The organism is Amycolatopsis viridis (genome assembly GCF_011758765.1).
Lineage (GTDB): Bacteria > Actinomycetota > Actinomycetes > Mycobacteriales > Pseudonocardiaceae > Amycolatopsis_E > Amycolatopsis_E viridis.
The window spans coordinates 2366298-2392275 of sequence record NZ_JAANOU010000001.1; the positions used below are offsets into that span (position 1 = coordinate 2366298).

The 25978-nt window shown below is 73.3% G+C and carries 28 protein-coding genes; 11 read left to right on the plus strand and 17 right to left on the minus strand.

Annotation, left to right across the window (positions count from 1 at the left end):
* Positions 1-86 precede the first annotated feature (86 nt).
* Positions 87-893, minus strand: a complete 807-nt coding sequence (locus FHX46_RS11725; RefSeq protein ID WP_167113264.1) for a polysaccharide deacetylase family protein — start codon at positions 891-893, stop codon at positions 87-89.
* A 210-nt stretch (positions 894-1103) separates the two neighbouring features.
* The gene (dinB, locus tag FHX46_RS11730; protein ID WP_167113266.1) at positions 1104-2300 is read right to left on the minus strand and encodes a DNA polymerase IV; all 1197 of its coding nucleotides are present in this window, start codon (positions 2298-2300) and stop codon (positions 1104-1106) included.
* Positions 2301-2402: 102 nt separating this feature from the next.
* Between dinB and FHX46_RS11735 the strand changes: the two genes are divergently transcribed.
* Together FHX46_RS11735 and trxA are read left to right on the plus strand one after the other, a co-directional pair.
* A complete protein-coding gene (locus tag FHX46_RS11735; protein ID WP_167107542.1) occupies positions 2403-2801 on the plus strand; it encodes a MerR family transcriptional regulator in 399 nt (132 codons plus the stop codon).
* Positions 2798-3145, plus strand: a complete 348-nt coding sequence (trxA, locus tag FHX46_RS11740) for a thioredoxin (RefSeq protein WP_167113268.1) — start codon at positions 2798-2800, stop codon at positions 3143-3145. Before FHX46_RS11735 ends, trxA begins: the two co-directional genes overlap by 4 nt.
* A 39-nt stretch (positions 3146-3184) precedes the next feature.
* Here the strand turns inward: trxA and FHX46_RS11745 are convergent, their stop codons facing one another.
* Complete coding sequence (locus FHX46_RS11745; protein ID WP_167113270.1) at positions 3185-3619, minus strand: limonene-1,2-epoxide hydrolase family protein; 435 nt, start codon at positions 3617-3619, stop codon at positions 3185-3187.
* A gap of 386 nt (positions 3620-4005) precedes the next feature.
* On the opposite strand from FHX46_RS11745, the gene FHX46_RS11750 reads away from it, so the two are divergent.
* Together FHX46_RS11750 and FHX46_RS11755 are read left to right on the plus strand one after the other, a co-directional pair.
* The gene (locus FHX46_RS11750) at positions 4006-5664 is read left to right on the plus strand and encodes an FAD-dependent oxidoreductase (protein WP_313886098.1); all 1659 of its coding nucleotides are present in this window, start codon (positions 4006-4008) and stop codon (positions 5662-5664) included.
* On the plus strand, positions 5661-7085 hold the full coding sequence (locus tag FHX46_RS11755) for an ATP-binding protein (RefSeq protein WP_167113271.1): 1425 nt from the start codon (positions 5661-5663) through the stop codon (positions 7083-7085). Before FHX46_RS11750 ends, FHX46_RS11755 begins: the two co-directional genes overlap by 4 nt.
* Before the next feature lie 241 nt (positions 7086-7326).
* Here FHX46_RS11755 and FHX46_RS11760 read toward each other — a convergent pair whose 3' ends face one another.
* The 3 genes from FHX46_RS11760 to FHX46_RS11770 all read right to left on the minus strand — a co-directional run bounded on the left by FHX46_RS11760 (position 7327) and on the right by FHX46_RS11770 (position 10392).
* On the minus strand, positions 7327-7767 hold the full coding sequence (locus tag FHX46_RS11760; protein WP_167113273.1) for an ATP-binding protein: 441 nt from the start codon (positions 7765-7767) through the stop codon (positions 7327-7329).
* Positions 7768-7835: 68 nt separating this feature from the next.
* On the minus strand, positions 7836-10004 hold the full coding sequence (locus FHX46_RS11765) for an ATP-binding SpoIIE family protein phosphatase (RefSeq protein ID WP_167113275.1): 2169 nt from the start codon (positions 10002-10004) through the stop codon (positions 7836-7838).
* Positions 10005-10146: 142 nt separating this feature from the next.
* A complete protein-coding gene (locus FHX46_RS11770) occupies positions 10147-10392 on the minus strand; it encodes a hypothetical protein (RefSeq protein WP_167113277.1) in 246 nt (81 codons plus the stop codon).
* Positions 10393-10536: 144 nt separating this feature from the next.
* Here FHX46_RS11770 and FHX46_RS11775 point away from each other — a divergent pair, with 144 nt between their 5' ends.
* The 3 genes from FHX46_RS11775 to FHX46_RS11785 are packed head-to-tail and all read left to right on the plus strand — an operon-like array spanning position 10537 to position 14058.
* Complete coding sequence (locus FHX46_RS11775; protein ID WP_167113279.1) at positions 10537-12777, plus strand: xanthine dehydrogenase family protein molybdopterin-binding subunit; 2241 nt, start codon at positions 10537-10539, stop codon at positions 12775-12777.
* A gap of 1 nt (position 12778) precedes the next feature.
* Entirely contained in the window at positions 12779-13249 is a 471-nt protein-coding gene (locus FHX46_RS11780; protein WP_167113281.1) for a (2Fe-2S)-binding protein, read from the plus strand.
* Positions 13246-14058, plus strand: a complete 813-nt coding sequence (locus FHX46_RS11785) for an FAD binding domain-containing protein (protein ID WP_167113283.1) — start codon at positions 13246-13248, stop codon at positions 14056-14058. Before FHX46_RS11780 ends, FHX46_RS11785 begins: the two co-directional genes overlap by 4 nt.
* Before the next feature lie 38 nt (positions 14059-14096).
* On the opposite strand, the gene rraA is transcribed toward FHX46_RS11785, so the two are convergent.
* Positions 14097-14585, minus strand: coding sequence for a ribonuclease E activity regulator RraA (rraA, locus tag FHX46_RS11790; protein ID WP_167113285.1), 489 nt, complete (start codon positions 14583-14585; stop codon positions 14097-14099).
* Positions 14586-14714: 129 nt separating this feature from the next.
* Here rraA and FHX46_RS11795 point away from each other — a divergent pair, with 129 nt between their 5' ends.
* Complete coding sequence (locus FHX46_RS11795; protein WP_167113287.1) at positions 14715-15413, plus strand: hypothetical protein; 699 nt, start codon at positions 14715-14717, stop codon at positions 15411-15413.
* Here the strand turns inward: FHX46_RS11795 and FHX46_RS11800 are convergent.
* From FHX46_RS11800 to FHX46_RS11815, 4 genes are all read right to left on the minus strand, one after another.
* The gene (locus FHX46_RS11800) at positions 15410-15679 is read right to left on the minus strand and encodes a DUF6510 family protein (RefSeq protein WP_167113289.1); all 270 of its coding nucleotides are present in this window, start codon (positions 15677-15679) and stop codon (positions 15410-15412) included. The two genes, FHX46_RS11795 and FHX46_RS11800, sit on opposite strands and share 4 nt — an antisense overlap.
* A gap of 1 nt (position 15680) precedes the next feature.
* Positions 15681-16412 (minus strand): ferredoxin reductase, encoded by a 732-nt coding sequence (locus FHX46_RS11805; protein ID WP_167113290.1) that lies wholly within the window; start codon positions 16410-16412, stop codon positions 15681-15683.
* A 1-nt stretch (position 16413) separates the two neighbouring features.
* Positions 16414-17013 carry a sulfite oxidase-like oxidoreductase gene (locus tag FHX46_RS11810; protein ID WP_167113292.1) on the minus strand — a complete coding sequence of 200 codons (600 nt, stop codon included), beginning with the start codon at positions 17011-17013 and terminating at the stop codon, positions 16414-16416.
* 137 nt (positions 17014-17150) lie between these two features.
* Positions 17151-17660, minus strand: coding sequence for a CGNR zinc finger domain-containing protein (locus tag FHX46_RS11815; RefSeq protein ID WP_167113294.1), 510 nt, complete (start codon positions 17658-17660; stop codon positions 17151-17153).
* A gap of 44 nt (positions 17661-17704) precedes the next feature.
* On the opposite strand from FHX46_RS11815, the gene FHX46_RS11820 reads away from it, so the two are divergent.
* From FHX46_RS11820 to FHX46_RS11830, 3 genes are all read left to right on the plus strand, one after another.
* Positions 17705-18526: a class I SAM-dependent methyltransferase gene (locus FHX46_RS11820; protein WP_167113296.1), complete on the plus strand. Its 822-nt coding sequence runs from the start codon at positions 17705-17707 to the stop codon at positions 18524-18526.
* Positions 18499-19128 carry a hypothetical protein gene (locus FHX46_RS11825; protein ID WP_313886099.1) on the plus strand — a complete coding sequence of 210 codons (630 nt, stop codon included), beginning with the start codon at positions 18499-18501 and terminating at the stop codon, positions 19126-19128. The genes FHX46_RS11820 and FHX46_RS11825 overlap by 28 nt, the downstream gene beginning before the upstream one ends.
* Positions 19129-19194: 66 nt before the next feature.
* Positions 19195-19968 (plus strand): sulfite exporter TauE/SafE family protein, encoded by a 774-nt coding sequence (locus FHX46_RS11830; protein ID WP_167113298.1) that lies wholly within the window; start codon positions 19195-19197, stop codon positions 19966-19968.
* Between the two features lie 128 nt (positions 19969-20096).
* On the opposite strand, the gene FHX46_RS11835 is transcribed toward FHX46_RS11830, so the two are convergent.
* The 6 genes from FHX46_RS11835 to FHX46_RS11860 all read right to left on the minus strand — a co-directional run bounded on the left by FHX46_RS11835 (position 20097) and on the right by FHX46_RS11860 (position 25975).
* Positions 20097-20330, minus strand: a complete 234-nt coding sequence (locus FHX46_RS11835; protein ID WP_167113300.1) for a hypothetical protein — start codon at positions 20328-20330, stop codon at positions 20097-20099.
* Positions 20331-20701: 371 nt separating this feature from the next.
* Positions 20702-21667: a hypothetical protein gene (locus FHX46_RS11840; protein WP_167113302.1), complete on the minus strand. Its 966-nt coding sequence runs from the start codon at positions 21665-21667 to the stop codon at positions 20702-20704.
* 76 nt (positions 21668-21743) lie between these two features.
* Positions 21744-23132 (minus strand): vWA domain-containing protein, encoded by a 1389-nt coding sequence (locus FHX46_RS11845; RefSeq protein ID WP_167113304.1) that lies wholly within the window; start codon positions 23130-23132, stop codon positions 21744-21746.
* Positions 23129-24004: an AAA family ATPase gene (locus tag FHX46_RS11850; protein WP_167113306.1), complete on the minus strand. Its 876-nt coding sequence runs from the start codon at positions 24002-24004 to the stop codon at positions 23129-23131. Before FHX46_RS11850 ends, FHX46_RS11845 begins: the two co-directional genes overlap by 4 nt.
* A 104-nt stretch (positions 24005-24108) precedes the next feature.
* On the minus strand, positions 24109-25050 hold the full coding sequence (locus FHX46_RS11855; RefSeq protein WP_167113307.1) for a sensor histidine kinase: 942 nt from the start codon (positions 25048-25050) through the stop codon (positions 24109-24111).
* Between the two features lie 214 nt (positions 25051-25264).
* Positions 25265-25975: a TetR/AcrR family transcriptional regulator gene (locus FHX46_RS11860; protein ID WP_167113309.1), complete on the minus strand. Its 711-nt coding sequence runs from the start codon at positions 25973-25975 to the stop codon at positions 25265-25267.
* Between the last annotated feature and the right edge of the window lie 3 nt (positions 25976-25978).

The following is a 25978-nucleotide window of genomic DNA, read 5'->3' on the forward strand; positions in this document are numbered from 1 at the left end:
CCCTCACCCGATCGAATGATGAGCGAGACGCTACAACCCGCTGTTGAAGAGGTCAACCACGAGTTGAAATTCTGGGTTGCGCCTGGTCAGGTGGCGGGGAAGTCGAACTGGTACCCCTGCGCGGTCAGCCACGGCAGGAGTTCGGCGAGGGCGGCGACGGTCTGCGCCCGCCGGCCACCACCGTCGTGGAAGAGGATCACCGCGCCCGGCCGGACCGCCTGGCGCACGCCGGCCACGATCGCCGGGACGCCCGGCAGGGTCCAGTCGCGGGAGTCGACCGACCAGCCCAGCGGTGTCATCCCGGCGCGGACGGCGAGTGCGGTGATCGTGTCCGACCAGTTGCCACCGGGCGCGCGGAAGTAGGGAACGGGAACGTCGCTCCCGGCAGCCAGTCGCAGATCCGTGCGGGCACCGGTGATGTCCGCGGACATGCGTGCCTCGTCCCGCCGGGCGAGTTGCTCGTCGTGGTCGGCGGTGTGGTCGCACAGGCGCATCCCGTGCCCGAGCACCTGCCGGACCAGTTCCGGGTGCCGGCGGACCTGGGTGCCGACCATGCAGAACGTGGCGACCGCGCCGTGCTGCGCCAGCAGGTCGAGGATTTGGGGTGTGTAGCCGGGATCCGGGCCGTCGTCGAAGGTCAGTGCCACGAACCGGCCGGAACGGGCGGTGGTGCGCACCGGGGCGCGCGGGCCCGGCGGCGCGGCGGTGCCGGCGGGTGCGGCGGTACCCGCCGGCTGTTCCGGTGCGGGTTGCGGCGCGGGTTGCGGCGCGCCGGGCGTGCCTTCGGCGCCCGACCAGGACAGCGAAAGGATCAGGGAGACGGTCACGAGCACCACGGAGATCAGGACGGCCCACCGGTAGCAGTACGGGGGGCGGAGCACCTGATAACGCATGGGGTACCTCCCCGAATCGTGGTGTCGCCCGCGCACAATAGAGTGAAAAACGTCCCGATCGGGGGAACTTGCGGGCGTGTCAGTACGGGCGCCCGGGGTGCGCCGCGGAACCCGGCAGGGATTGCGGCCACCGCGTCGCGCGCAGCGGGGTGGTGTTTGTCGCGCCCCGGTGCGGCCTTCCGGCGAACACCTGGGACGCCGGCGGTTCACCTAGTCCGGGAGCAGTGGTACCGCCGGGCCGTCGTCGCGGCCGAGGAGCATCGCCCTGGTGATCGCGGCGGTGCCGTAGCGATCGCGCACCCGGTCGAGCGCCGCGTCGAGGGCGCCGGGCGTGTGCTGGTCGAACGGCAGCTCCAGTTGCCGCGGTGCATCGTCGTCCAGATTGGACAGTGCCACGCCGAGCAGTGTGCATCCCCGCTCGTGGATCACCGGCATCGCCGCGGTCAGCAGCGCACGCGCGGCGGCGAGGATGTCGTCGGTGTGCGCCGTCGCCCGGGAGACCGTCTGCGAGCGCGTCGCGCGGCTGAAGTCGGCGAACCGCAACCGCAGCACCACCGTGCGGCAGACCCGGTGTGCGGCGCGCAACCGATGGGCCAGCCGGTCGACCAGCGCGGCCAGGACCTCGTCCAGCTCGGCCGGCGACCGCTGCCGCCGCCCCAGCGCCCGCTGCGCCCCGATGGAGCGCCGCCGCCGCCCCACGACCACCGGGCGCGGGTCCCGGTTGTGCGCCAGCGCGAACAGGTGCCGGCCGCTCGCCCGGCCGAGCAGCTCGACCAGCTCCGCCTCGCCCCGCCCGGCCACCTGACCCACCGTGCGGATGCCCCGCGCGTGCAGCTTCCCGGCCGTCACCGCGCCCACCCCCCACAACCGCTCGACCGGCAACGGGTGCAGGAACTCCAGCTCACGGTCGTGCGGCACGACGAGGAGCCCGTCCGGTTTCGCCACCCCGCTGGCGACCTTGGCGAGGAACTTCGTGCGCGCCACCCCGACCGTGATCGGCAGCCCGACCTGCTCGGCCACCGCGCGCCGCAGGCCGGCCGCGATCGCGCGCGGCGGGCCGGCGATCCGGGCCAGCCCGCCCACGTCGAGGAACGCCTCGTCGATCGAGAGCCCCTCCACCAGCGGCGTCGTCTGCTCGAACACGGCGAACACCGCCTTGCTCGCCGCGCTGTAGGCCGCCATCCGGGGCGGCACCACCACCGCCGACGGGCACAGCCGCAGCGCCTGCGTGCAGCCCATCGCCGTGCGGACGCCGCGCGCCTTGGCCTCGTAGCTCGCCGCCAGCACCACCCCGCCGCCGACGATGACCGGCCGCCCGCGCAACGAGGGGTCGTCACGCTGCTCGACCGACGCGTAGAACGCGTCGAGGTCGGCGTGCAGGATCGGACCCTCGTTCGTCACGAACACAGGTTCGCACCCACCCCCGACAGTTTCCCGTTTCCGCAGGTGGGGGCGTTAGGCGCGCGAACGCTTGCCTTGACGTGGACGACAACCTTTACGCTCGATCCCATGCGAATCGGGGAGCTGGCGCAACGGGCGGGGACGACCACGCGGGCGCTGCGGTTCTACGAGACACAGGGCCTGCTGTCCGCGAAGCGGGCGTCCAACGGCTACCGCGAGTACGGCGAAGAGGACTTCCGCCTCGTCAAGGAGATCCAGACGCTGCAGGCAGTGGGGTTCAGCCTCGACGACACCCGGCCGTTCGTGGAGTGCCTGCGCGCCGGCCACGAGACCGGCGACTCGTGTGCCGACTCGATCGAGGTCTACGAGCGCAAGCTGGCCGAGGTCGAGGCGTTCCTGGACCGGCTGCACGCGGTGCGCGACGACCTGCGCGCCAAGCTCGCCGAGGCGCTGGACCGAGAACCCGGCCCCTGCCGGGTCACCACCACGTTCGAGGAGTCCCGATGACCTCCACCGGCCTTTCCGGCGCCGTGCGCGCTGTCACCGACGCCACCTTCGCGGCGGAGGTGCTGCGTCACGACGGTCCCGTGCTGGTCGACTTCTGGGCGCAGTGGTGCCCGCCGTGCCACATGATCGCGCCCGTGCTCGACGAGATCGCCGCCGAGCGCGCCGGCACGCTGGCCATCCGCAAGATCAACGCCGACGAGAACCCCGGCGCCGCGCGGGACCACCAGGTGATGTCGCTGCCGACGCTGATCCTCTTCCGCGACGGCGAGCCCGTGGCGCAGTGGGTGGGCGCCCGGCCGAAGTCCCGGTTGCTCGCCGAGATCGACGCCGCACTGGAGGCCTGAGCCGCCGCCGGCCCTCCGCTCCGCACCGGCGTACCGGGATCAGTCCCGCAGCCGGGCGCGGGCGAGCAGCGTGGCCACGCGGGTGACCACGGCGCGGCCCGCGCCGCGCGCGCCGGAGGCGAGCACGGTGGCCCAGTCGAAGTAGTCCCGCCACAGCACGATCCGGTCGTCCCGCACCTCGAACGTGCCGCACACCCAGAACCGCGCCTCCCACGCCCCGGCGCGCAGCACGTCCGTCCGCTCGGTCAGCACGATCGGCCCGTCGGCGGCGATGTGGTGCATCCGCACCTCGAACCCGATGCGGTACCGGCTGAGCAGGCGCAACTGCTTCTCCACCGCCGCGACGCCGCGCGCCGGGGGCAGCGGGACGTTCTGGTACACGACATCGGGTGCGGCGAAGGCCAGCGCGCCTTCGACGTCGTCCTGTTCGAGGGCGGTCAGGAACGAGGTCACCGTGCTCTTCGGGTCCGCCATGTTCCCAGGCTAGCGGCCGGCCGGGACGATCAGGTGGCGCCGGCGCGACCGGCCCACGGGGTGCGATCCGGCTCGGTGCGAGGGCCGAGCTCCACGCCGGGCACGCCGGCAACCGGCGCGAGTTGCGCACCTCACAGGCCCGCGACCGTACCTCTTCGTGCCGCGGCCACCGGTGCCGGACGCGCCGGGAACTCCTGGCCCGGCACGTCGGTGGTGGCGGAGCCCGGGCAGGTCGAAGGGCCTTTTCGGCGGACGCCGCGGCCGGTCCGGAACCGGTCCCGGTGATCGTCACGGGCGGCCGGCGGCAGCAGGGCGCGACCACGACGTGGCTGTCTCGTGGGGAAAGTCCTGACCACGGTCCCCGGCGAGGTCGTAGGGTTTGCCGCGTGAGCATGCCCATCCTCCTGACCGTCGACGACGACCCGGCCGTGTCCCGGTCCGTCGCCCGTGACCTGCGCCGCCGCTACGGCCAGGACTACCGCGTCGTGCGCGCCGCCTCGGGTGCGGACGCGCTCGAGGCGCTGCGCGAGATCAAGCTGCGCGGCGACGCCGTCGCGGCGATCCTCGCCGACTACCGCATGCCCCAGATGGACGGCATCACGTTCCTGGAGCAGGCGATGGACCTGTTCCCGTCCGCGCGGCGCGCCCTGCTCACCGCGTACGCCGACACCGACGCGGCCATCCAGGCGATCAACGTCGTCGACGTCGACCACTACCTGCTCAAGCCGTGGGATCCGCCGGAGGAGAAGCTGTACCCGGTGGTCGACGCGCTGGTGGAAGCCTGGCGCGCGGCCGGCGAACGGCCGGTGGAGGAGACGAAGGTGATCGGGCACCGGTGGTCCTCGCCGTCGTACAAGGTGCGGGACTTCCTCGCCCGCAACTCCGTGCCCTACCGGTGGTACTCGGTCGACGAGCCGGAGGCGAGCCGCCTGCTCGAGGCCGCCGACCGGGCCGCGGAGGACATCCCGGTGCTGATCACCCCGGACGGCACGGTGCTGTGCAAACCCGACGGTGAGCAGATCGCCGACGCGGTCGGGCTGTCCACCCGGCCGGCGGCGGAGTTCTACGACCTGGTCGTGATCGGTGGCGGTCCGGCCGGCCTCGGTGCGGCCGTCTACGGCGCCTCCGAGGGGCTGCGCACCGTCCTGGTCGAGCGCCGGGCCACCGGAGGGCAGGCCGGGCAGAGCTCGCGCATCGAGAACTACCTCGGCTTCCCGGACGGCGTGTCCGGAGCCCAGCTGACCGACCGCGCCCGCCGCCAGGCCCAGAAGTTCGGCGCCGAGGTGCTCACCGCACGGGACGTGACCGGGCTGGAGGCCCGCGGTTCGGCGCGGGTGGTCAGGTTCGGCGACGGCAGTGAGATCGCGGCGCACGCCGTCGTCCTCGCCACCGGGGTGTCCTACCGCGCACTGGAGGCCGAGGGGGTAGCCGACCTCACCGGCCGTGGCGTGTTCTACGGTTCCGCGTCCACCGAGGCGCCGGAGTGCGAGGGCGAGCACGTCTACATCGTCGGTGGCGCCAACTCCGCCGGGCAGGCCGCGGTGTTCTTCTCCCGCCACGCCAAGGACGTCTCGATCCTGGTCCGCGGCCCGTCGCTGCACGCGTCCATGTCGCACTACCTCATCGAACAGATCGAGGCGATCGGCAACATCCACGTCCGCCCCCGCACCACTGTGCTGCGGGCGCACGGGACCGATCACCTCGAAGCGCTGACGCTGTGCGACGAGGAGCAGGGCATCACCGAAACCGTGCCGACCGGGCACCTGTTCGTGTTCATCGGGGCGGCTCCGCGCACCGAGTGGCTCGGTGACGAGTTGCTGCGCGACGAGCACGGCTTCGTTCGCACCGGCCCCGATCTCGTCGTCGAGGGCAACCGACCGCCGGGCTGGACCCTGGACCGGGATCCGCACCACCTGGAGTCGTCCATTCCCGGGGTGTTCGTGGCCGGCGACGTCCGGTCGCAGTCGGTCAAGCGGGTGGCCTCCGCCGTCGGCGAGGGCGCGATGGCCGTTTCGCTCGTGCACCGCTACCTGGAGGCACGATGACCGAGCCGCAGCTGACCCGCGAGTTCCTGCGGGAGTTGTTCCTGTTCACGAGTCTGGCCGACGACCAGCTCGACTGGATCCTCGCCCACGTCAAGCTCGAGCACTACCCGGCCGGGACCGCCATCATCAACGAGGGCGATCCGGCGACCTGCTTCTACGTCCTGCTGTCCGGAGCGCTGCGGATGACCCGGCTGGTCGGCGGCAGCGAGGTGGAGACGATCCGCTCCGACCAGCGCGGCTCCTACTGCGGCGCGACGCAGTTCTTCTACGGGCAGCACGAGCAGCGGTACGCCACGTCGGTGTACGCGATCACCGACCTGACGTTCCTGACGCTGCCCGCCCGGGAGTTCGCCGACCAGTTCCGCAGCTGGTTCCCGATGGCCACGCACCTGCTCGAGGGGACCTACCTCGGCTGGCGCAACAGCGACGCGCTGATCGGGCAGCGGCGCCGCCTGCTCGCGCTCGGCGAGATGTCGGCCGGGCTGACCCACGAGCTGAACAACCCGGCGGCCGCCGCGGTGCGGGCGACGGCCGCACTGCGGGAACGGGTCGCCGGGATGCGTCACAAGCTCGCGATACTGGCGAAACGGGACATCGAGCCCGATCTGCTGGAACAGCTGATCGACGTGCAGGAGCGGCTGGTCAAACAGGTGGCCGACGCGCCCCCGCTGACGGCCATGCAGCAGGCCGACCGCGAGGACGAGATCGGTGACTGGCTCGCCGACCGCGACATCGAGCAGGGCTGGGACCTCGCCCCGATCTTCGTCGCGGCCGGGTTGACGGCGGAAAGCCTGGACCACGTGCTGGAGTCGGTGGGCGATGCCCTGCTGGACGGTGCCCTGCGCTGGCTGGCGTACGCGCTGGAGACCGAGATGCTGATGGGGGAGATCGAGGACTCCACCACGCGCATCTCGGCGCTGGTGGGCGCCGCCAAGCAGTATTCGCAGATGGACCGGGCGCCGCACCAGTGGATCGACGTGCACGACGGCCTGGACTCCACGCTGGTGATGCTCGCGGGCAAGATCGGCACCGGGATCGAGGTCGTGAAGGACTACGACCGGGACCTGCCGACCGTGCCGGCCTACGGGGCCGAGCTGAACCAGGTGTGGACGAACATCATCGACAACGCAGTGAGCGCGATGGAGGGCGCCGGCACCCTGACCCTGCGCACGGCCCGTGAGGGTGACCGGGTCCTGATCGAGATCGGCGACACCGGCCCGGGCATCTCCGCGGAGACCAAACAGCGGATCTTCGAACCGTTCTTCACCACCAAGCCGGTGGGGGAGGGGACGGGCCTGGGGCTGGACATCTCGTGGCGCATCGTGGTGGACCGCCACCGCGGCGATCTGCAGGTCGAGTCGGAGCCGGGCAACACCCGGTTCCAGGTGTACCTGCCGACGACGGAGCAAGCTTCGGAGTGAGGGGCCGTCGGTCCCGGCCGGTCCGGGCGCCCGCGTCGGGCTGTGCCGCGCTCGCCGGGTGGTAGTGCTTCGCCTACCGCTGCGCGTCCCGCCACGCCCTGGCGCACCCGTCGAGTCCTGGCGCTTCCGCCCCATGCCGCGTGCCTCGCACGCGGCATGACGCCCCGCCGGGTGGCGACGGTCCGGTGGACAGCGTGCGGTGGCGACGGGCTCACCGGGACACGGCGGCAGGCCCTTGTCCCTACTGGCCGGCGGCGGTGGCCAGGTCGAAGGGGGAGGTGCTCCGCTCCGGGACGGGCCAGCGCATCCGCACCGTGGTGCCGCCCGGGCCGGGGCTGATGTCCGCCCGCTCGGACAGTGCGCGGATCAGCGGGAGCCCCCGGCCGTGCAGCGGCCCCGGGTCCGGCGCGGGCGGCTCCCAGCGGCCCCGGTCGCTCACGGTCACGTCCACGGTGGCGCCGCGCAGTTCCGCCGACAGCTCCATCGGGCCGTCCGCCCCGGCGGGATAGGCGTGCGTGACGACGTTGATCATGGCTTCGTACGCCGCCAGCGCGATCGCGTCGGTGGTGTCCTCCGGCAGATCCACCGCATTCGCCCACCGGGTGAGGAGGTGTCTGAGAATCGTCGCGTTGCGCGACCGGGCCGGTACCTTCCGGTGCAGGCGTTGATCTCCGGCGTGCATCGAAATCCCCTCGGTGTGTCTCTCGTCGCCCGGGGATTACCCACCGTGCACGGACTACACACCCGGGTTCACGCCGTGGTCAGCTCCGCCCACACGACCCGGCCCTCCGGCGTCGTGCGCGTGCCCCACCGCGCCGCGGCCGAATCCACGATGCGCAGGCCGCGCTGCTCGATCCCCCCGGTCGCGAGCAGGTGCGGCAGCGTGCCGGTCCGGTCCGCGACATCCACCGTCAACCGCCGGCCGTCGTGGAACAATCGCAGCGTCAGCGGGGCCGACGCGTGCCGCACCGCGTTCGTCACCAGCTCCTCGGCCACCTTCAGCGTGGCCTCGGCGACCTCCGCCAGACCCCACTCCGCCATCCGGCCCGCGACGAACTCCCGCACCGCCCTCAGCTCGACCTCCCTGGTCAGGGCCAGGGTCGCGACCCGGCGGTGCGCGCCCCGGTGGTCCACGTACAGCAGGGCGACGTCGTCGTCGTGCCGGCCGCCGGTCAGCTGCTCGATCAAGGCGTCACACGCCGCGTCCAGGTCGTCGTCGCCGCGCGGCAGCGCGGCGAGCCCCGCCAGCAACGCGTCGATCCCCGCGCCCAGCTCGCGGGCGCGGCTTTCCACCAGCCCGTCGGTGTACAGCACGAGCTGCATCCCGGGCGGGAACGGTGCCTGCTCCTGCGGGTACTGCTCGCCGACGCCCAGCGGCATCCCCAGCGCCTCCGCGATCTGCCGCATCGTGCCGTCCGGCTCGATCAGCACCGCCGGCAGATGTCCGGCGTTGGCGTAGGTGAGGGTTTCGTCGATCGGGTCGTGCACCGCGTACAGACAGGTGATGAACTCCGCGCCGGGCGTGCACCGGGCCAGCTGGGACACGTTGTGCAGCACGTCCGACGGGGGCAGGTCCAGCAGCGCGTACGACCGGATCGCGGTGCGCATCTGTCCCATCACCGCGGCCGCCGGTACGCCGCGCCCGACCACGTCGCCGACCACGAACGCGGTCCGCCCACCGGGCAGCTGGATCACGTCGAACCAGTCGCCGCCGACCTCGGACCCCACCGCCGCCGGCAGGTACCGCGACACGATCCGCAGGCCCGGGATGTCCGGCACCGCCGGCAGCATGCTGCGCGCCAGCTCCATCGCCATCGACCGGTGCCGCGCGAACAACCGCGCGTTGTCCAGCGCGATCGCGGTGTACCCGGCGATCCCGGCGGCCAGGTGCTCGTGCCGTTCGGTGAACCGCCCCGGTTCGGGATGGCCGAAGAAGAACCCGCCGAGCACCTCCCGGGTGGTCGGCGTGATCACCGGCACGGCCAGGTAGCTGCGCACCGGCAGGTGCCCCTCCGGCATCCCGTGGTACGGCGCGTTGTGCCCGTAGCGCGGGTCCTCGGTGATGTCGTCGCTGCGCACGATCCCGGTGCCGTTGAACGTGGGCTCGAACACCTGCGTGTTGCGCGGCATCGGGAAACCGTCGAAGGTCTCCTTCGGGATCCCGGACAGGGTGTAGAGGGTGTAGGACTCGCCGATCTCGTCGATCAGGTTGTAGAAGAAGGCGCCGAACCCGGCGCCGGTGGCCCGGGTGGCCGCGTCGGTCGCGTCCTGCACGAGCGTGTCGATGTCGAGCTGCGCGGTCAGCCGCTGCCCGATGGTCTGCAGCGAGTCCACCAGTTCGGCCTCGGCGCCCACCCGGTCGACCGCGTTCTCCAGCTCCGCGCCGCGGGTGCACGAGGTTGTCTCCAGCAGCTCGACGTAGGCCCGCAGCGCGTCCTCCCGCTCCCGGGCCGGTCCGTGTGCCAGCAGGCCGGCGCGGACGCCGACCGCGATCGCGCGCGCGGACGGCGCGGGCAGCCCGGTGGCGGCCGGTACCACGATCCAGAACGTGCGGCCCGTGGTGAGCGGTCCGCCGAAGGCCAGCGCCCCGCGCAACGGCAGCACCGAGCACTCCTCGGCGGTCGGCCGGGATACGGTGCCCGCGGCCAGCACGTCCCGGAACCGTGCCTCGCCGGCCGCCGCGACCAGGTCCGGAGCCCCGTCACCGTCCACAATGAACAACTCGACCGACGTCGGACGGGCGGCCTTCGGGAACCCGTCCCGCAGCCGCTCCACGACGGCCTGCGCCGCGCTTGCCAGGTCCGGGGCGCGACCGGCTCCGGCCCGCAGCTCCGCGGCCAGCCGGACGGTGCCCGACAGGCCGAAGGGCGCGACGCCGGCCGGCCCCGCGCTCGTGTCGTCCGCCTGCCACCCGCTCATCAGTCGCGCTCCCCTTCGTCGGCGGCTGTCAGCCTAACCCCGTGCGCGCGACGGTGACACGGTTGCGACCGGATGTGGGATCGATCTGGTGGTGCGGAGCAGCCGGGAGGTCCGCGACCTGCCGGAATTGCCCGGTGTCCCGTTACGCCACAGGGATTTTCGTCCGGGTGGCGGGGACGGCCGGGCACCATCCGGAGCCGGTGGTGCTGCGGCGCCGGGCACCTGGCGGGGCGAGGTGCCCGTGCAATTGCCAGCGCTCGCCGTCGAAGGCCCAGTGCAGGTGGTCCTCCTCCCAGGGGCGGTTCAGCAGGTCGTGCCGCTGGGCGAGCTCGGCCTGTGTCGTGAGGAATTCGCGCAGTCCGGTTCGGACCCGGTTCAGCCATCGCATACCGGACAGCATGGGGTGATCGACTGGCCGCGACGAGTGGCAGAACGGGCAGTGTGCGACAAAATCCTGCCACTGGAGTCCGGAGGGTGACTTCCGCCGCCCGGCGAGGCATGATCGCGCAGTATCCGTAGTGGGAGGCCAGTTTTGAGCATCGTCGGCACCAGGGTGGTCCGCATCGAGGACCAGCAGCTGATCACGCAGGGCGGAACCTACGTCGAGGACCTCCGCGCGGAGGCGCTCACCGGGGCGGTGCACGCGATGTTCGTGCGCAGCCCGATCGCGCACGCGCGCATCGTTTCGATCGACACCTCCGCCGCGCTGGCGGCGCCCGGCGTCGTCGCGGTGTACACGGCCGCCGACCTCGACCTCGCGCCGCACCGGGCCGGACCGGTTGTCGAACCGTGGCTCGCCGGCGAAGTGGTCCGCTACGTCGGTGAGCCCGTCGCGCTCGTGCTGACCGAGGAGCGCTACCAGCTCGCCGACGCCGCCGAACTCGTCGACATCGACTACGACCCGCTCGACGTCGTGGCGAGCATCGACAGCGCGCTCGCCGGCGAGACCCTGCTGTTCCCCGATCAGGGCACGAACCTGTTGCAGACCACCGGCGGCGAGTTCGACGGCACGGCGTTCGACGACTGCGAGGTCGTCCTCACGCGCACGATCGTCAACCAGCGCGTCGCTCCGGCGCCGCTGGAGGTGCGCGGCGCGGCCTGCACGTGGGGTGCGGACGGCCGCCTGACGCTGTGGCTGTCCACCCAGAACGCGCAGATCGCCCGCTCCACCGTGGCGAAGGGGCTTGGCGTCCGGTCGGCGGACGTGCGGGTGATCACCCCGGACGTCGGGGGCGGGTTCGGCGCGAAGATCGGCGCCGACCCGGAACCGGTGGTGCTGGGCTGGGCGGCGAAACGGGCCGGGCGGCCGGTGCGGTGGACGGAGACACGGAGCGAGAACCTGGTCGCGATGACCCACGGCCGGGCGCAGCAGAACACGATCACCATCGGCGGCCGCCGCGACGGCACCGTGCTCGCCTTCCGCCTGGAGGTGGTGCAGGACGCCGGCGCCTACCCGCGCGCGCTGTTCCTGCCGACGCTGACCGAGCTGATGGCCACCGGCGTCTACCACTTCCCGAAGGTGGAGACGAGCAGCCGCGCGGTCGTCACCAACACCACGCCGATCGCGGCCTACCGGGGCGCGGGCCGTCCCGAGGCGACCGCGGCGATCGAGCGCGCGATGGACCTGTTCGCGGCCGAGATCGGCATGGACCCGGCGCAGGTTCGGCGAGTCAACTTCATCCGGCCCGAGGAGTTCCCGTACACCTCGCCGACCGGTGCCAGCTACGACACCGGCGAGTACGCCCAGGCCCTGGACCGGGTCCTGGCGGCAGGCGGATACGCCGAACTGCGTGCGGAGCAGGCCCGCCGCCGTGAAACGGGCGACCCGGTGGCGCTCGGGCTCGGGATCGCCGCCTACGTCGAGATCACCGGTGGCGACTCCGGCGGGGAGAGCGGGCGGGTGCTGATCAACGCGGACGGTTCGGTCACCGCGTGGACCGGCTCCTCACCGCACGGGCAGGGTCTGGACAGCACGCTCGCCATGCTGCTGTCCGACCAGCTCGGCGTGCCGATGGACAAGATCACCATCCGGCACGGCGACACCGACGAGGTGCCCAGGGCCGTCGGCACGTTCGGGTCGCGGTCGCTGCAGCTCGGCGGGTCCGCGCTGCGCCAGGCCGCCGACCAGGTCATCGAGCAGGCCCGCGCGCTGGCCGCGGACCGGCTGGAGGCGTCCCCGGACGACATCGAGCTGGCCGACGGTTCCTTCCGGGTGCGGGGCGCGCCGGCCAGCGGCTCGGTGACCTGGGCGCAGGTGGCCGGGCAGGCCGAGCTGACCGCGGATGTGTGGTTCGGCGAGGGCACGCCGACGTTCCCGTTCGGTGCCCACCTCGCCGTGGTCGAGGTCGACACGCTCACCGGGAAGGTCGTGCTGAAGCGGATCATCGCCTGCGACGACGCCGGCCCGGTGGTCAACCCGCTCACCTTCCAGGGGCAGCGGCACGGCGGCCTCGGCCAGGGTGTCGCGCAGGCGCTGCTGGAGGTCATGAACTACGACGCCGACGGCAACCCGACCACGGCCACGCTGGCCGACTACTCGTTCATCACCGCCCCCGAGCTGCCCGACTTCGAGCTGGTCGAATCCGAGACCCCGACGACCCGGAACCTGCTGGGGGTCAAGGGGATCGGTGAGGCCGCGACGATCGGGTCCACGCCGGCGGTGCACAACGCGGTGGTCGACGCACTGTCCCACCTGGGGGTGCGTCATCTCGACATGCCCGCCACCCCGCTGCGGGTCTGGCAGGCGATCACCGATGCGAGGAAGGCGAACTGAGGTGAAGGTCTCGATCGAGATCAACGGCAGGACGGTCACCGGGGAGGTCGAGGACCGCACGCTGCTGGTGCACTTCGTGCGGGAACGGGCCGGGTTGACCGCGACGAACGTCGGGTGCGACACCACGTCCTGCGGCGCGTGCACCGTGCTGCTCGACGGCGAGTCGGTCAAGTCGTGCACCGTGCTGGCCGCCCAGGCCGACGGGCACGCGGTCACCACGTTGGAGGGACTGCGCGGCGAGGACGGCGGGCTGCACCCGCTGCAGCGCGCCTTCCGGGAGGAACACGGCCTGCAGTGCGGGTTCTGCACCCCGGGCATGATCATGGCTGCGGTGTCGCTGCTGGAGCACAACCCGAAGCCGACGCGGCATGAGGTCCGCGACGGCCTGGAGGGGAACCTGTGCCGCTGCACGGGTTACCACAACATCGTCAACGCGGTGATGAACGCCTCCGGCCAGGAGGTGCAGCGGTGATCCCGGCCGCGTTCACCTACCGCCGGGTGTCCTCTGTGGACGAAGCGCTGGCGGCGGTCGCCGAGCACGGTGACGACGCCAAGCTGCTGGCCGGCGGGCAGTCGCTGCTGCCGCTGATGAAGCTGCGGTTCGCCGTGCCGGAGGTGGTCGTCGACATCGCCCCGCTGGACGAGCTGCGGTACGTGCGTGCCGAGGGCGGCGAGATCGTCATCGGGGCCCTGACCCGCCACCACGACCTGCACCACGACCCGGTCCTCGCCGAGCACGCGCCGGTGCTCGCCCGGGTCGCCGCGTCGGTGGGGGACCAGCAGATCCGGCACCGCGGGACGATCGGCGGGTCGCTCGTCCACGCCGACCCGGCGGCCGACCTGCCGGCCGCGATCCTCGCGCTGGACGGGGTGCTCGTGGCGCGCGGCCCGGCGGGTGAGCGCCGCATCCGGGCGGCGGAGTTCTTCCAGGGCCCGTTCGAAACCCCGCTCGCGGCCGAGGAGCTGCTGACCGAGGTGCGGGTGCCGGTGCAGGACGGCACCGGGTGGGGGTTCGAGAAGTTCACCCGGCGGGCGCTGGACTGGGCCATCGTCGGAGTGGTGGTCGCGGGCGGCGCCGTCTCGCTGATCAACATGGGCGGCACGCCGTTGCGCGCGTCGGCCACCGAGGCGGCGCTGGCCGCCGGTGCGTCGGCGGCGGAGGCGGCGGCACTGGCCGCGGAGGGCACCTCCCCGGCCGACGAGGCTCACGCGACCGCGGAGTACCGGCAGCACCTGGCCCGCGTGCTGACCGAGCGGGCGCTGGTGGCCGCCGGGCGGTGAGGGCCGGCGCGGGGCCGCGGCGGTCCCCGCGGGCCGGCTCAGCCCGCCAGCAGGACGACGCCGTCGTCGTCGGCGTAGAGCAGGTCACCGGGGTGGAAGGTGATGCCGCCGAAGCCGACCGGCACGTCCAGCTGGCCGGTGCCCGCCTTGGCGCTCTTCCGCGGGGTCGTGCCCAGCGCCTTGATGCCGATCGGCAAACCGGCGAGCACCGCGCTGTCCCGCACGGCGCCGTTGATCACCAGGCCGGCCCACCCGTGGTCGGCCGCGGACCGGGCGATGAGGTCGCCGCTCAGCGCGGTGTGCAGCGAGCCGCGCCCGTCGATCACCAGCACCGCGCCCTCGCCCGGCGTGGCGAGCACCTGCTTGGCCAGACGGTTGTCCTGGTAGCACGCCACGGTCCGGACCCGGCCGGAGAACACCCGCTCGCCGCCGAACTGGCGGAACTGCGTGTCGCACACCCACAGCTGGTCGCCGTGCTCATCGACCAGGTCGGCGGTGGAGAAGGACCTGGAGGAGAACGCCGTCACTCGTCTCGCCTTTCGTCGTGGTCGCCCGCGGTCCGGGCCGGTCTCCGCAGGGGAACGTACCCTGCCCGCGGGTGCCGGGACCGTCGCCGGTGACCAGGCCGACACGGGCCGGGTGGCAGGATCGGCGGGGTGACGATCTCTCCTCCCGTGGCGCGGGTCCTCGCCGGTGCCGGGCTCGCCGGCTGGCTGGTGTGGTCGATGGTCGTGGAGTCGGCGATGCCGTCCTGGTTCGATCCGGGCGACTCCTGCCCGGGGGCCCGGTCGGTCGAGCGGAGCTACTTCCCGCCGAGCGCGACGTGCGTCACCGCGGACGGGCCGGTCGAGTACCTGGCGGGGTCCACCACGCTGCTGCTGACCGTCGCCGCGGTGGTCCTGGCGGTGCTCACCGTGACCGGGCTGGCGGTCCTCGGGTTCGGGCTGCTGCGGCCCGCGCCGGTGTCGGCGCCCGGCGCGCGGCAGCCCGTGCGGCACGTGCTGGGCGCGGCCGCACTGGGGGCGGCCGGGTGCGCGATCGCGCGCGTCGTGCTGCTCGTCGCGGTGTTCGCCGGCGGCCCGCCCGGGGTGATCACCGCCGCGGTGGTCCTCGTCCTGACCGCGATCGGCGCCGCGGCCGCGCTGGACCGGGCGTGCGGGCCGGGTGGCGATCCGCGCCGCCGGGCGACCGTCCTCGTGCTGACCGGGACCGCCGTGGTGGCCGGCGTGGTGGTCACCGCCTGGGGGGACTACGGTGCGGACCGGACCGGTCTGGGTCCGGCTTGGACGCTCCCGCTGGGCGGGGTGGTGTTCGCGGCGGTGGCGGGCCTGCAATGGCGGCCCGCGCGCGGTTAGCCCTCCGGCAGCGGGATGCGCAGGCTGGACGTGCCGGTGAGATCCAGCCATGCCGCGTCGCGGCCGCGCACCAGCTTCAGCACCACCGCGTCGCAGCCGGGGCACCGGGCGACCAGGCCGGGCGCGTGCCGGTAGACGCGCAGGGCTGCGACCGCGTCGGCGCGGCCGCAGCTCACGCACCGGGTCGTGGCGCTGGTGATGTCCACGGCGAAGATCTCGCCGGCGGGTCCGGCGAGGGCGTTGCCGTCTTCGAAGAGCTCGCTCATGTCAGCTCCCGCTGGGCCCGAAACGTTCGGTCTTGACGCGCCGCGGATCGTGTCCCAGCGCGACGAGGACGTCCGCCATCGTCTCGACGAACCCGGTCGGTCCGCACACGAAGCACTGCGGCGCGAACTCCGCGGGCCAGCCCGCCGTGTTGACGTCGGCGATGCCGATCCGGTGCGGCTCGCCCGGCCAGTCCGCCGGGGCCTTGCGGGTGTAGACGACGGTGACGTCCAGGCCCGGCTCGGGGCGGCGCAGCTCGCCGGCGTAGTACACGTCGGCCGGGGTGCGTACCGAGTACAGCAGCTTGACGGGTGCGCGGCTGCCTGCCGCGCGGCGGGCGCGGATCATCGCCATCAGCGGCACGATGCCCGCCCCGCCCGCGACCAGCAGCACCGGATCGGGTGCGGTGGGCCGCCACACGAACCACCCGCCCACGGGGCCGCGCAGCTCGACCGGGTCGCCGACGGCGAACACCTCGGTCAGGTACGGCGACACCTCGCCGCCGGGGACGCGCTGCACGGTGATCGCGATGCGGTCGCCGTCGGCGGGCGCGGCCAGTGAGTAGGTGCGGGTGGTGCGGTAGCCGTCCTCGGCGGTGAGGCGCAGGTCGACGTGCTGCCCAGCGAGGTGACCCGGCCAGCCGGGCACGTCGAGCACGAGGGTGCGCGCGGTGGGCGTCTCGTCGCGGACCTCGGCGAGGCGCCCGACGCGCCACGCCAGCCGGCCCCGGACCACGTCAGTCCCCCTGGTAGCGCTGTTCGCGCCACGGGTCGCCGTAGGCGTGGTACCCGGCGGCCTCCCAGAAGCCGAGGTCCTCGTCGAGGGTGAGCCGCAGGCCCTCGATCCACTTCGCGGACTTCCAGAAGTACAGGTGCGGCACCAGCAGCCGCGCCGGGCCACCGTGTTCCGGGGCCAGCTCCTCGCCCTCGAACTCGTAGGCGATCCAGGCCTGGCCGTCGAGCAGGTCCTCCAGCGGCAGGTTCGTGGTGTACCCGCCGTGACACTCGGCCAGCACGTAGTCGGCGGCGGTGTCCACGTCGGCCAGCAGGGTGTCCAGCGACACGCCCCGCCAGCTGGTGCCGAGCTTCGACCACCGGGTCACGCAGTGGATGTCCACGGTCGGTGTCTCCGACGGCAGCGCGAGCAGGTCGGCCCACGACCACTCGTGCGTCCGCCCGGTTTCCGTGGTGACCGTGAAGCGCCAGTTCTCCGTCCGCACCCGCGGAGTCGGCCCGGCGGACAGCACGGGGAAGTCCTCGACCAGGTACTGCCCGGGCGGCAGCCTCTCGTCCGCGGTTCGCGCCCGGCCCCGGAATCCGGGAGTCACGATGCCCATCCACGTCCCCTTCCCGAGGTGTCGACCGCGAGTCTAGGCGGCGGTGCCCGACGCGGCGCCGGGCGAACCGGGCCGCCGGGGACGGGCGGGTCGCGGCCTCCCCGGCGTAGCTGGGGGAGCGGCTGGGCCCGGGCTGATCAGCGGCGGGCGCGGTAGGTGCGCATCTTGTGCCGGGCGCCGCAGATGTCCATGCTGCACCACACGCCGTTGCCGGCCGGGGAGCGGTCGTAGAACAGCCACCGGCACTCCGGCGCGCGGCACGGTTTGAGCCGCTGCACCCGGCCGGTCACCTCGGCCCGGAACAGGACGTCCAGCAGCCGGGCGATCAGGCCGTCCACCCCGCCGCCCGCCGGGGCCAGTGCGGGACCCGGCCAGCGCGGCCCGGTCACCGCCACCGCGGCGAATTCGTTCAGCTCGGCGGTCACGTCGGCGCCGCCCAGGTGCTCCCGCAGCGTCTCCCGGAACCGCACCAGCCGCGCCCGCCCGGGCTCGTCCAGGGTGAGGTCGGCCAGCGCGTGCCCGGCCAGCCACCGCGCGGCCGGGCCGGGCTCGCTCAGGTGGTCCTCGTCGTACAGGAACCGCGCCGAGTTGCCGAACACCTCGAGCGGACGCAGCTCGTCCGGTGCGGCGGGGCGCGCGTAGGCCATGTTCGCAGGTTACCCATGCCGCGTCCCGGCGTTACCGTGACGGGATGGTCAACGAGGACGAGGCACGGGACTGGAACGGCGAGACGGGGCGCTACTGGGCCACCCACGCCGAGCACTACGACGCGATGCTGGCCCGCCTGACGCCCCACCTGCTCGACGCCGCCGGCATCCGGCCGGGGGACCGGGTCCTCGACATCGGCTGCGGGTGCGGCACCACCGCGTTGCTGGCGGCCGGGCGGGGCGCGCGGGTGCTCGGCGCGGACCTGTCCGGCCCGATGCTCGCCGTGGCCCGCGAGCGTGCCGCGGGCCGCGACGGGATCCGGTTCGACCAGGCCGACGTGCAGGTCCACGACTTCGGCGCGGAGGTGTTCGACCTCGCCCTGAGCCGGTTCGGGGTGATGTTCTTCGACGATCCGCTCGCCGCGTTCACCAACGTCACGCGCGCACTGCGGCCGGGCGGCCGGGTGGCGTTCCTGTGCTGGCGGGAGCTGCGCGAGAACCAGCACCGTGCGCTCCCGCTGGACGTGATCGGGCGGTACGCCGACACCAGCGGCGTGACGTCGCCCGGGCCGGGGATGTTCTCCTTCGCACGGCCGGAGTACCTGCGGGAGGTGCTGACCGGGGCGGGGCTGACCGGTGCCGGGGTGGACGAGCTCCGGGAGCCGGTCCGGCTCGGCGCCGATGCCGCGTCCGCGGCGGATTTCCTGCGCCACGGCGCCATGTTCCGGGCGATCCTCGCCCGGTGCCCGGCGGACACCGTGGAGCGGGCGACCGCCGCCCTGACCGAGGCGCTGGTGCCCTACCAGACGCCCGATGGGGTCTGGCTGGAGTCGGCCGCGTGGCTCGTCACCGCCCGCAAGCCGTGATGGTGCCGACGCGCCGCTCGCTGCACGGCATCGCGGAGCTGCTGCTGGCCGGCCCCCAGTTCCGGGCCGGCCACGGCATCCGGCTGCGGATCACGCCGGGCGGGTTCGCCACCACCGGCGAGCCGGACCTGCGCCTGGACGGTGACCTGCTCGTGGCCGGTGCGCAGCGGATCCCGGTCGCCGGGCGGCGTTACGCCGATCTCGCCGCCGAGGCCGGTGTGCAGGCGGGCGCACCGGCCGGTGTGTACGCCGGTGGTTCCGGCGTGCGGCCGGACGAGGAGGTCCGCCTCGATCCGGAGCCCGCGCGGCTGATCCTGCGTGCGTTCGCCGAGGGCGAGGAGGCGCTGCGCGCGTTCGCACCCGGGGTGCCACCGGTGCTGGGGCCGGAGCACTTCGACCTGGCGGTGGTGGTGGGCGAGGCGACCTACGGGATCTGCGCGGGGGATGCCTACCTGCCGGAGCCCTACGCCTACGTCAGACCGCACCGGCCGCGGACCGGTCCGTTCTGGACCGCGCCCTTCGGGGCCGCCCGCCCCCTGCGGGAACTCGGTGGTACCGCGGAGATCCACCGCTTCTTCGCCGTCGGCCGCGCGGCGTTGTAGCTCCACAGTGGAGGGCACGTCCCGGGCGGCGGGAAACCGGGTGCCGGTGCGGTAGGTTGAGCCACCGTGCCTGCCGAACCGCTGCTCGCTCCCGGTCCGTGGCAACTGGTGTTCCTCGTGGTCGCCGGTGCCGGTGCGGGCCTGACCGGTTCGATCGCCGGGCTCGCGTCGCTGGTGTCGTACCCGGCGCTGCTCGCGATCGGGGTGCCTCCGGTGAGCGCGAACGTCACCAACACGGTGGCGCTGATGGGCGGCGCGGTCGGCGCCGCGGCGGGGTCGCGCCCGGAGCTGCGCGGCCAGCGGAAGCGCCTGCTGCGCCTGTGCGCGATCACGGCGGCCGGTGGTGCCGCGGGCAGCGCGTTGTTGCTGCTCACGCCGGAGGGCGCGTTCGCCTCCATCGTGCCGTTCCTGATCGCCGCCGCCTCGGTGCTGCTGCTGTGCTCGCCCCGGCCGGCCGCCCGCGCCGGCCGCGGTGGCGGGCTGACCGCGGGCACCGCGACCGGTGCCTTCCTGGTCGCGGTCTACGGCGGGTACTTCGGCGCCGCGGCCGGGGTCGTCATGCTGGCGTTGCTGTCGGCCGCCTGGCCCCAGCCGCTGGCCCGCACCAACGCCGCGAAGAACATCGTGACGGGCGCGGCCAATCTGGTGGCCGCCGTGGTGTTCGCCGTCACCGGCCCGGTGCTCTGGCCCGCGGCGGCGGCGCTGTGCGCCGGCCTGGTGGCGGGTTCGTTCGCGGGGCCCGCAATCGTGCGCCGCCTGCCGGCGGCCCCGCTGCGCATCGCGATCGCGCTGGCCGGGCTGGGACTGGCGGTTGCGCTGGGCTGGCAGGCCTGGGCCTAGCCCGCGGCCCGGTTCTGCCGTCTGCGGTGCGGTGGCGTTGCAGCCTTCGCCGCAACCGTCCCTTGTGGACGACGCAGACGACGCAGACGACGCGGACGATGTGGATGGGGCGGATGGGGCGGTGCGCGTCAGCGCAGGGCTTCGCGGCCGGCGTCGGTGAGTTTGGCGGGAATGCGCGCGCCCGTACCGGGCACGCGGCGGACGAGGCCGGCGTGGATCAGCATCCGGGCGCCGAACTGGTCGCAGCAGGAGAGACCGTCCACGTAGACGTGCGGCTCGCTGCTCGCGGTCAGTTCCACGCGGCCCTCGGCAACCGCTTTCAGGAACTCGGCATCACGGTGGGTCAGGGTGGACGCAGTCATCGCTGGGCACCTTTCGCAAAGAGGTGTGGTGCGCCACAGACTAGAGGATTGTTCAACAATGCGGCAACCCCGTTGACGGATCGTTCAACAATAAGTAGGGTTGTGGGGCATGCGACCCAGCTCACACGATTCCCGGCAGGACCTCGGTGGCGGCGACCCGGACGATATCTCCTGGATCCCCTGAAATGGTGAAGACCGGTCAGTAACACGCCCTGCTTTCGCCTCGATTCAAGGGTAAGGCCCGCGCGGAGGGTGGCCAGGAAACCTCCGGCACCGCCGTCTTGCCCGGCGCTCGAACTCCCCCTCGGAGCGCCGCGGCAGGCGAGTGGCCCCCGGGTGCGGACTCCCCACTGCCCCGCGCTCGGGGGCCCCTATTCGTAGACCACGTAAACCGGCTTCGGCTGCAGCGCGAGCACCTGCTCGGGTGTCATCAGCGGCTTCCCGCCCCGGGTGTCCTCCTCGTAGAAGAGCTTGAAACCCGCCTGCACGTGCTCGGGCCGGCGCTTCATCACCAGATCCCACGTCGCGATCTTCGCCTCGGCGCTGCCGATGCCGTCCACGACGTTGACCACCGCGACCCCGTTGTGCCGCGTCAGGCCGGCCGGCTCCTGCACCACCGACACCGCCACCTGGTGGTACACCATGATCTTCTCCGGCAGCCGGTGCCGCGCCACGATCGAGGCCAGGTACGCCGCCACCCCGTCCAGTTCCGCGCCCGTGGTGCGGCCGAACTTCTGGCCCGGCACGACCCCGGGTTCGACAGCCCACTCGGGGTCCAGTGCGACACCGACGTCCGGCTCGGCCAGCCAGCGCTCGTACACCTGGACCTCCGGCAGGAAGTCCGCTCGGCCCGGCTGGATGTTGAGCAACAGCTGCCCGCCGAGCGCCCGCGCCGCCTCCAGGTAACGGCCGATCGTGCCGTCGTTGGTGCGGCTGCGGTACATCCCGTCCGGCCCGGGCGTGGGGTTCACCGTGGTCGCGATGAGCTCGACCACCGGCACGATCGGCCGGTCCCGCGGATAGGTGCCGATGAGCTCGCGCAGCTGGGTGGACGCCCCGCGCAGATCGCCGGTCATGCGGCCCAGCGCGGGGCTGCCCGGCGCTCCGCAGTAGCCGATCAGCAGGTGGCCGTCGACAACGCTGTGGGCCGCGACCTGGACGTCCGGGATGCGGCGCAGCCCCGCGGCCGGGGATTCCAGGGGCGGCGGACCGCCCGGGAACAGCCGCGACAACTCCGGCATCGTCGACAAACTTGCACCGCTGCTGCAGGCCGTGGTCGCCGCGCCCGCGAGTACCGCGGTGAGGAACGCCCGCCTGCCGACCCTGCTCCCCGCCATGCCTGCGGGATGCCCTGGTCTGCACCACTTACACACCGCAGCAGGAAAATCACTCCGCGGAGACGGCCCGGGACCGTCAGCCGGGCAGCAGCTCGGTCACCAGACGGGTGAGCTGCCGCAGGTTGCGGCACTCGTGCATCGGCACCACCCGCGCGTACTCCAGCGCGGCCGAATCCCCGGTGCCCCAGGACGTTCGCGCCTCCGGGTTGAGCCAGTGCACGTGCTTGGCCCGCTCGGCGATCCGGCGCACCGCGTCCAGGTTGGGGTCGCCGCCGTTGGTCCGGCCGTCCCCGAGGATGAGCACCGACGTGCGCGGGCCGACTGCGTCCGGCCACCCGTCCGCGAAGCTCGCGAGCGAGCCGCCGTAGTCGCTGCTCATGCCCCAGCGGGTGAGCTTCGCCTGGGTCAGGATCCGCCGGGCGAGCCCCTCCGGGTCCGCCGACCCCGCTGCGATCAGCCCGGTGATCTCGTCGGTCAGCTCGACGAAGGCGAACGAGCGGATCTTGCTGAACTGGTCCGACAACGCCTGCACCAGCAGCAGCGTGAACTGCGCGAACCCGGCCACCGACCCGGACATGTCGCACAGCAGCACCAGTTCCGGCCGGCCGGGACGGCGGTCCCGCAGCGCCGGGCGCATCGGCACCCCGCCGGTCGCCAGCGACCGCCGCAAGGTGCGGCGCAGGTCGATCTGCCCGCGCCGGGCCCGCCGTCGCCGGGAAGCCAGCCGGGTGGCGAGCTTGCGCGACAGCGGCTGGATCGTGCGGCGCAGCTCGGCCAGCTGGGCGCGGGAGGCGGTGGTGAAGCCGACCAGGTCGGTCTGCGGCGGCACCGCGTACCGGGCGATCCGGTCCCGCCCGCGCAGTTCCGCGGTGCGGCGGCGGGCCTCGGCCTGCACGGCCTCCCGGTACCGGGTGATCCGGGACCGCGCCTCGGTGCGCGCGATCGCCTCGCCGAAGGCGCTTTCGTCCGTGCGGATCGCCGCGAGCACCCGGTTCAGCAGCGCCTCCGGCCGTACCCGGTCCAGCGCCTGGTAGGCCGACCAGCCGCGCATCCCGTTCGCCCCGCCGCCGCCGGACCCGCCCTCGCCGAACGAGCCGTAGCGCCCGAACTGCTCGACCGCCGCCGCGGCCAGCGCGCGCAACCGGTCCTCGTCACCGGCGGCGAGGGCGGCCACCAGGGCGTCCCGCAGCTCCGTGGCGTCCCGCGGCTGGTCGGCAGCCGCCCCGGCGGCGCCCACCGCGACCGGGAAGTACAGGTCGAACAACGCATCGAAGGTGGCCCGCTGACCGGAGCGGCGCAACACAGTCGCCGCCAGCGCGGCCCGCAGCTGCTCGCGGTCGGCCAGCCCCAGCGCCGCCACCGCTGCGGCCGCGTCCACCGTCTCACCGGGACCGACGGGGATGCCGTGGTCGCGCAACGAGCCGACGAACTCGACCAGCCGCTCCGGCAGCGCGGACCCGGTCATGACAGCAGCGTGTCCAGCCGCAGCTCGTCCGCGGCCTTGCGGTGGTCGCTCTGGTACTTCAGGATCACCCCGAGACTGGTCTCGACCACCTGCTCGTCCAGGGTGTCGGCGCCGAGCGCGAGCAGGGTGCGCGCCCAGTCCACGGTTTCCGCGATCGAGGGCGCCTTGCGCAGCTCCATCGTGCGCAGCGCACCGACCACCCGGATCACCGAGTCGGCCAGGCGCGCATCCAGCCCGGGCACTTTGAGGGTGACGATGTCGCGTTCCAGCTCCGGCGACGGGAAGTCCAGGTGCAGGAAGAGGCAGCGTCGCTTGAGCGCCTCCGACAGCTCACGCGTCGCGTTCGACGTGAGCAGCACGAACGGGCGGCGCTGCGCGGTGATCGTGCCCAGCTCGGGGACGGTCACCTGGAAGTCGCCGAGCACCTCCAGCAGCAGGCCCTCGACCTCGACGTCGGCCTTGTCGGTCTCGTCGATCAGCAGGACCGTGGGATCGGGGTTGCGGATCGCTTTCAGCAGCGGGCGGGGGAGCAGGAACTCCTCGCTGAACACCTCGTCGCGGGCCTGCTCCCAGCCCTCGTCGCGGCCGGCGGTGATGCGCAGCAGCTGCTTGGCGTGGTTCCACTCGTAGAGCGCGCGGGCCTCGTCGATGCCCTCGTAGCACTGCAGCCGCACCAGCTCGCTGCCGGTGGCTGCGGCGAGTGCCCGGGCCAGCTCCGTCTTGCCGACCCCGGCCGGACCCTCGACCAGCAGCGGCTTGCCGAGCCGGTCGGCGAGGAAGACGGTGGTGGCGACGGCGGTGGACGCCAGGTAACCCGCGCCGGCCAGGCGCTCGGCGACCTCGTCCACCGAGCCGAACAACGGCTCCTGCATCGGCCCCTCCTGCGGTTGGTGCGCAATCCCCCCATTCTGGGCCTGCGCACCGGGACGGGTGCGGGGTCGTGCGCAAACTCACGGAGCCGGACACCGGCGCCGGGTCACACCGGGTCTTCGTGCAGCCGCAGGCGGACCTGGATGGTCGTCCCGTCCGGCCCGCGGTACATCCGGACCAGGTCGGCCATGTCGTTGACGAGCAGCAGCCCGCGCCCGGACAGCTGGCCGTCCTGCGGGGGACGCCGGCCCGCCAGCGGGTCGCCGAGGTGACCGCCGTCCGCGGCCGAGCACACCAGCTCATCACCCTCGCGCCACAGGTTCAGCTCGCACGGCGTCCCGGCGTGCATCAGGCTGTTGCTGGCCAGCTCCGTGACGATCAGCTTGAGATCGTCGGCGCGGGTCTCGCTCAGCCCGTACTCCCGCGCGGACGCGGCCAGCGTGTGCCGCGCTCCGGACAGCTGACCGGGTTCGCGCACCAGGTAGCGCACCGCGCCGACGGCCGGTTCCAGCTTGTCGTTGTACCGGGTGACGAGCTCGTCCCACGCGTAGGTCTCGCTGTCGCGCAGCAGGCCGCTCTGCCGGATCAGCGGGTGGGTCACGTACGCGTCGGCGATCGCGACCGGGTCCAGCGCGCTGGTGTCGTACGGGCAGACGATCGTCACGTCGCGGCCGTCGAACGCGGGGTTGATGAGCGCTTCGTGCTGCGCGCAGGCCGGGTACTCGGCCGCGCTGCGCCCGGCCCAGATCGGTTCGCCGACGATGCGCACCCGCGCCGCGTCCGGGTGCCGGTCGGCGAACCCGCGCAGCACCTGGGGGATGATCCGGCCCGGATTGCGGCCCTCCTCGCTCATGTCGAGCAGGTGCACCCGGTCCGCGTCGTCGCCGAGCGCCTCCCGCAGCAGCGCCAGGTTCGGGCCCGGCACCGCGGCGGCCACCGGATCGCCCGCGGCCAGGCCCTCGGTCAGGAACGGGACCAGCCCGGACAGGTACTCGTGCGGCGAGGAGTAGAAGAGGGCTTCGTGCACGAAGCCCTGCTGTCTGGTCATCGTGCCGCCTCCACGCGGACGTGCCCGGGCTTGCGGACTTCCGCGACCCCCGGTCCGGGACCGCCGCCCCGGTGCAGGTGTCCGTGCGGGCGCAAGCTTCGCGCACCCACCACGACTCCGGACCGTCTCATCGTTCCGTAGGGTACCGGGCCGCGCGGGCGAGGGCAGATCTCACCGGTCCCGGCCCTGCTCTCCCCGGTCCCGGCGCCGCGGTTCAGCGGGTCAGGGCCGCCTCGATCCCGGTGAGCAGGCACTCCAGGCCGAACTCGAAGCGGGTGGCCGGATCGGGATCACCGGCTTCCAGCACGCGGCGGGCGAAGTGCGGGTACCGGCCCGACTCGACGACCTGGCGGACGTAGCCCCCGACCCAGTCCCGCCACTCGTCCTCGGTCATCCCGGTGCGGCGCTGCACCTCCAGCTCGGCGAGCTCGGCGGACACCGCGCCGAGCACATGGGTGTTGAGCGTGTTCACCACCATCGCGGCGAGGGTCGGATCGCCGGTCACGCGGGAGACGAGGCCGAGCTGGTGGTCGGCCCGCGCGATCACGTTGGGCCCGAGGGCCGGGTACCGGGTGGCCTGCTGGGCGAGCCAGGGGTGCCGCAGCAGCACGGCCCGCTGGCGGCGGGCGAGCTGGGCCAGCTCCGCGCGCCAGTCGTCCGACGGCGGGGGCAGCGGCTCCTCACCGACGATCGTGTCGACCATCAGCTCGAACAACTCGTCCTTGCTCGCGACGTGCCGGTAGAGCGAGGTGGTGCCGGAGCCCATCTCCGCCGCGAGGCGGCGCATCGACAACGCTTCCAGTCCCTCGGCGTCCGCGATCGCGATGGCCGTGCGGACGATCTTCTCCTCGGTGACCACCGGCCGGGTCCGGGTGGTCCGGTCCCGCATCCAGACCATCGTGGGCGGGTTCTTCGCGCTCGGCATGGG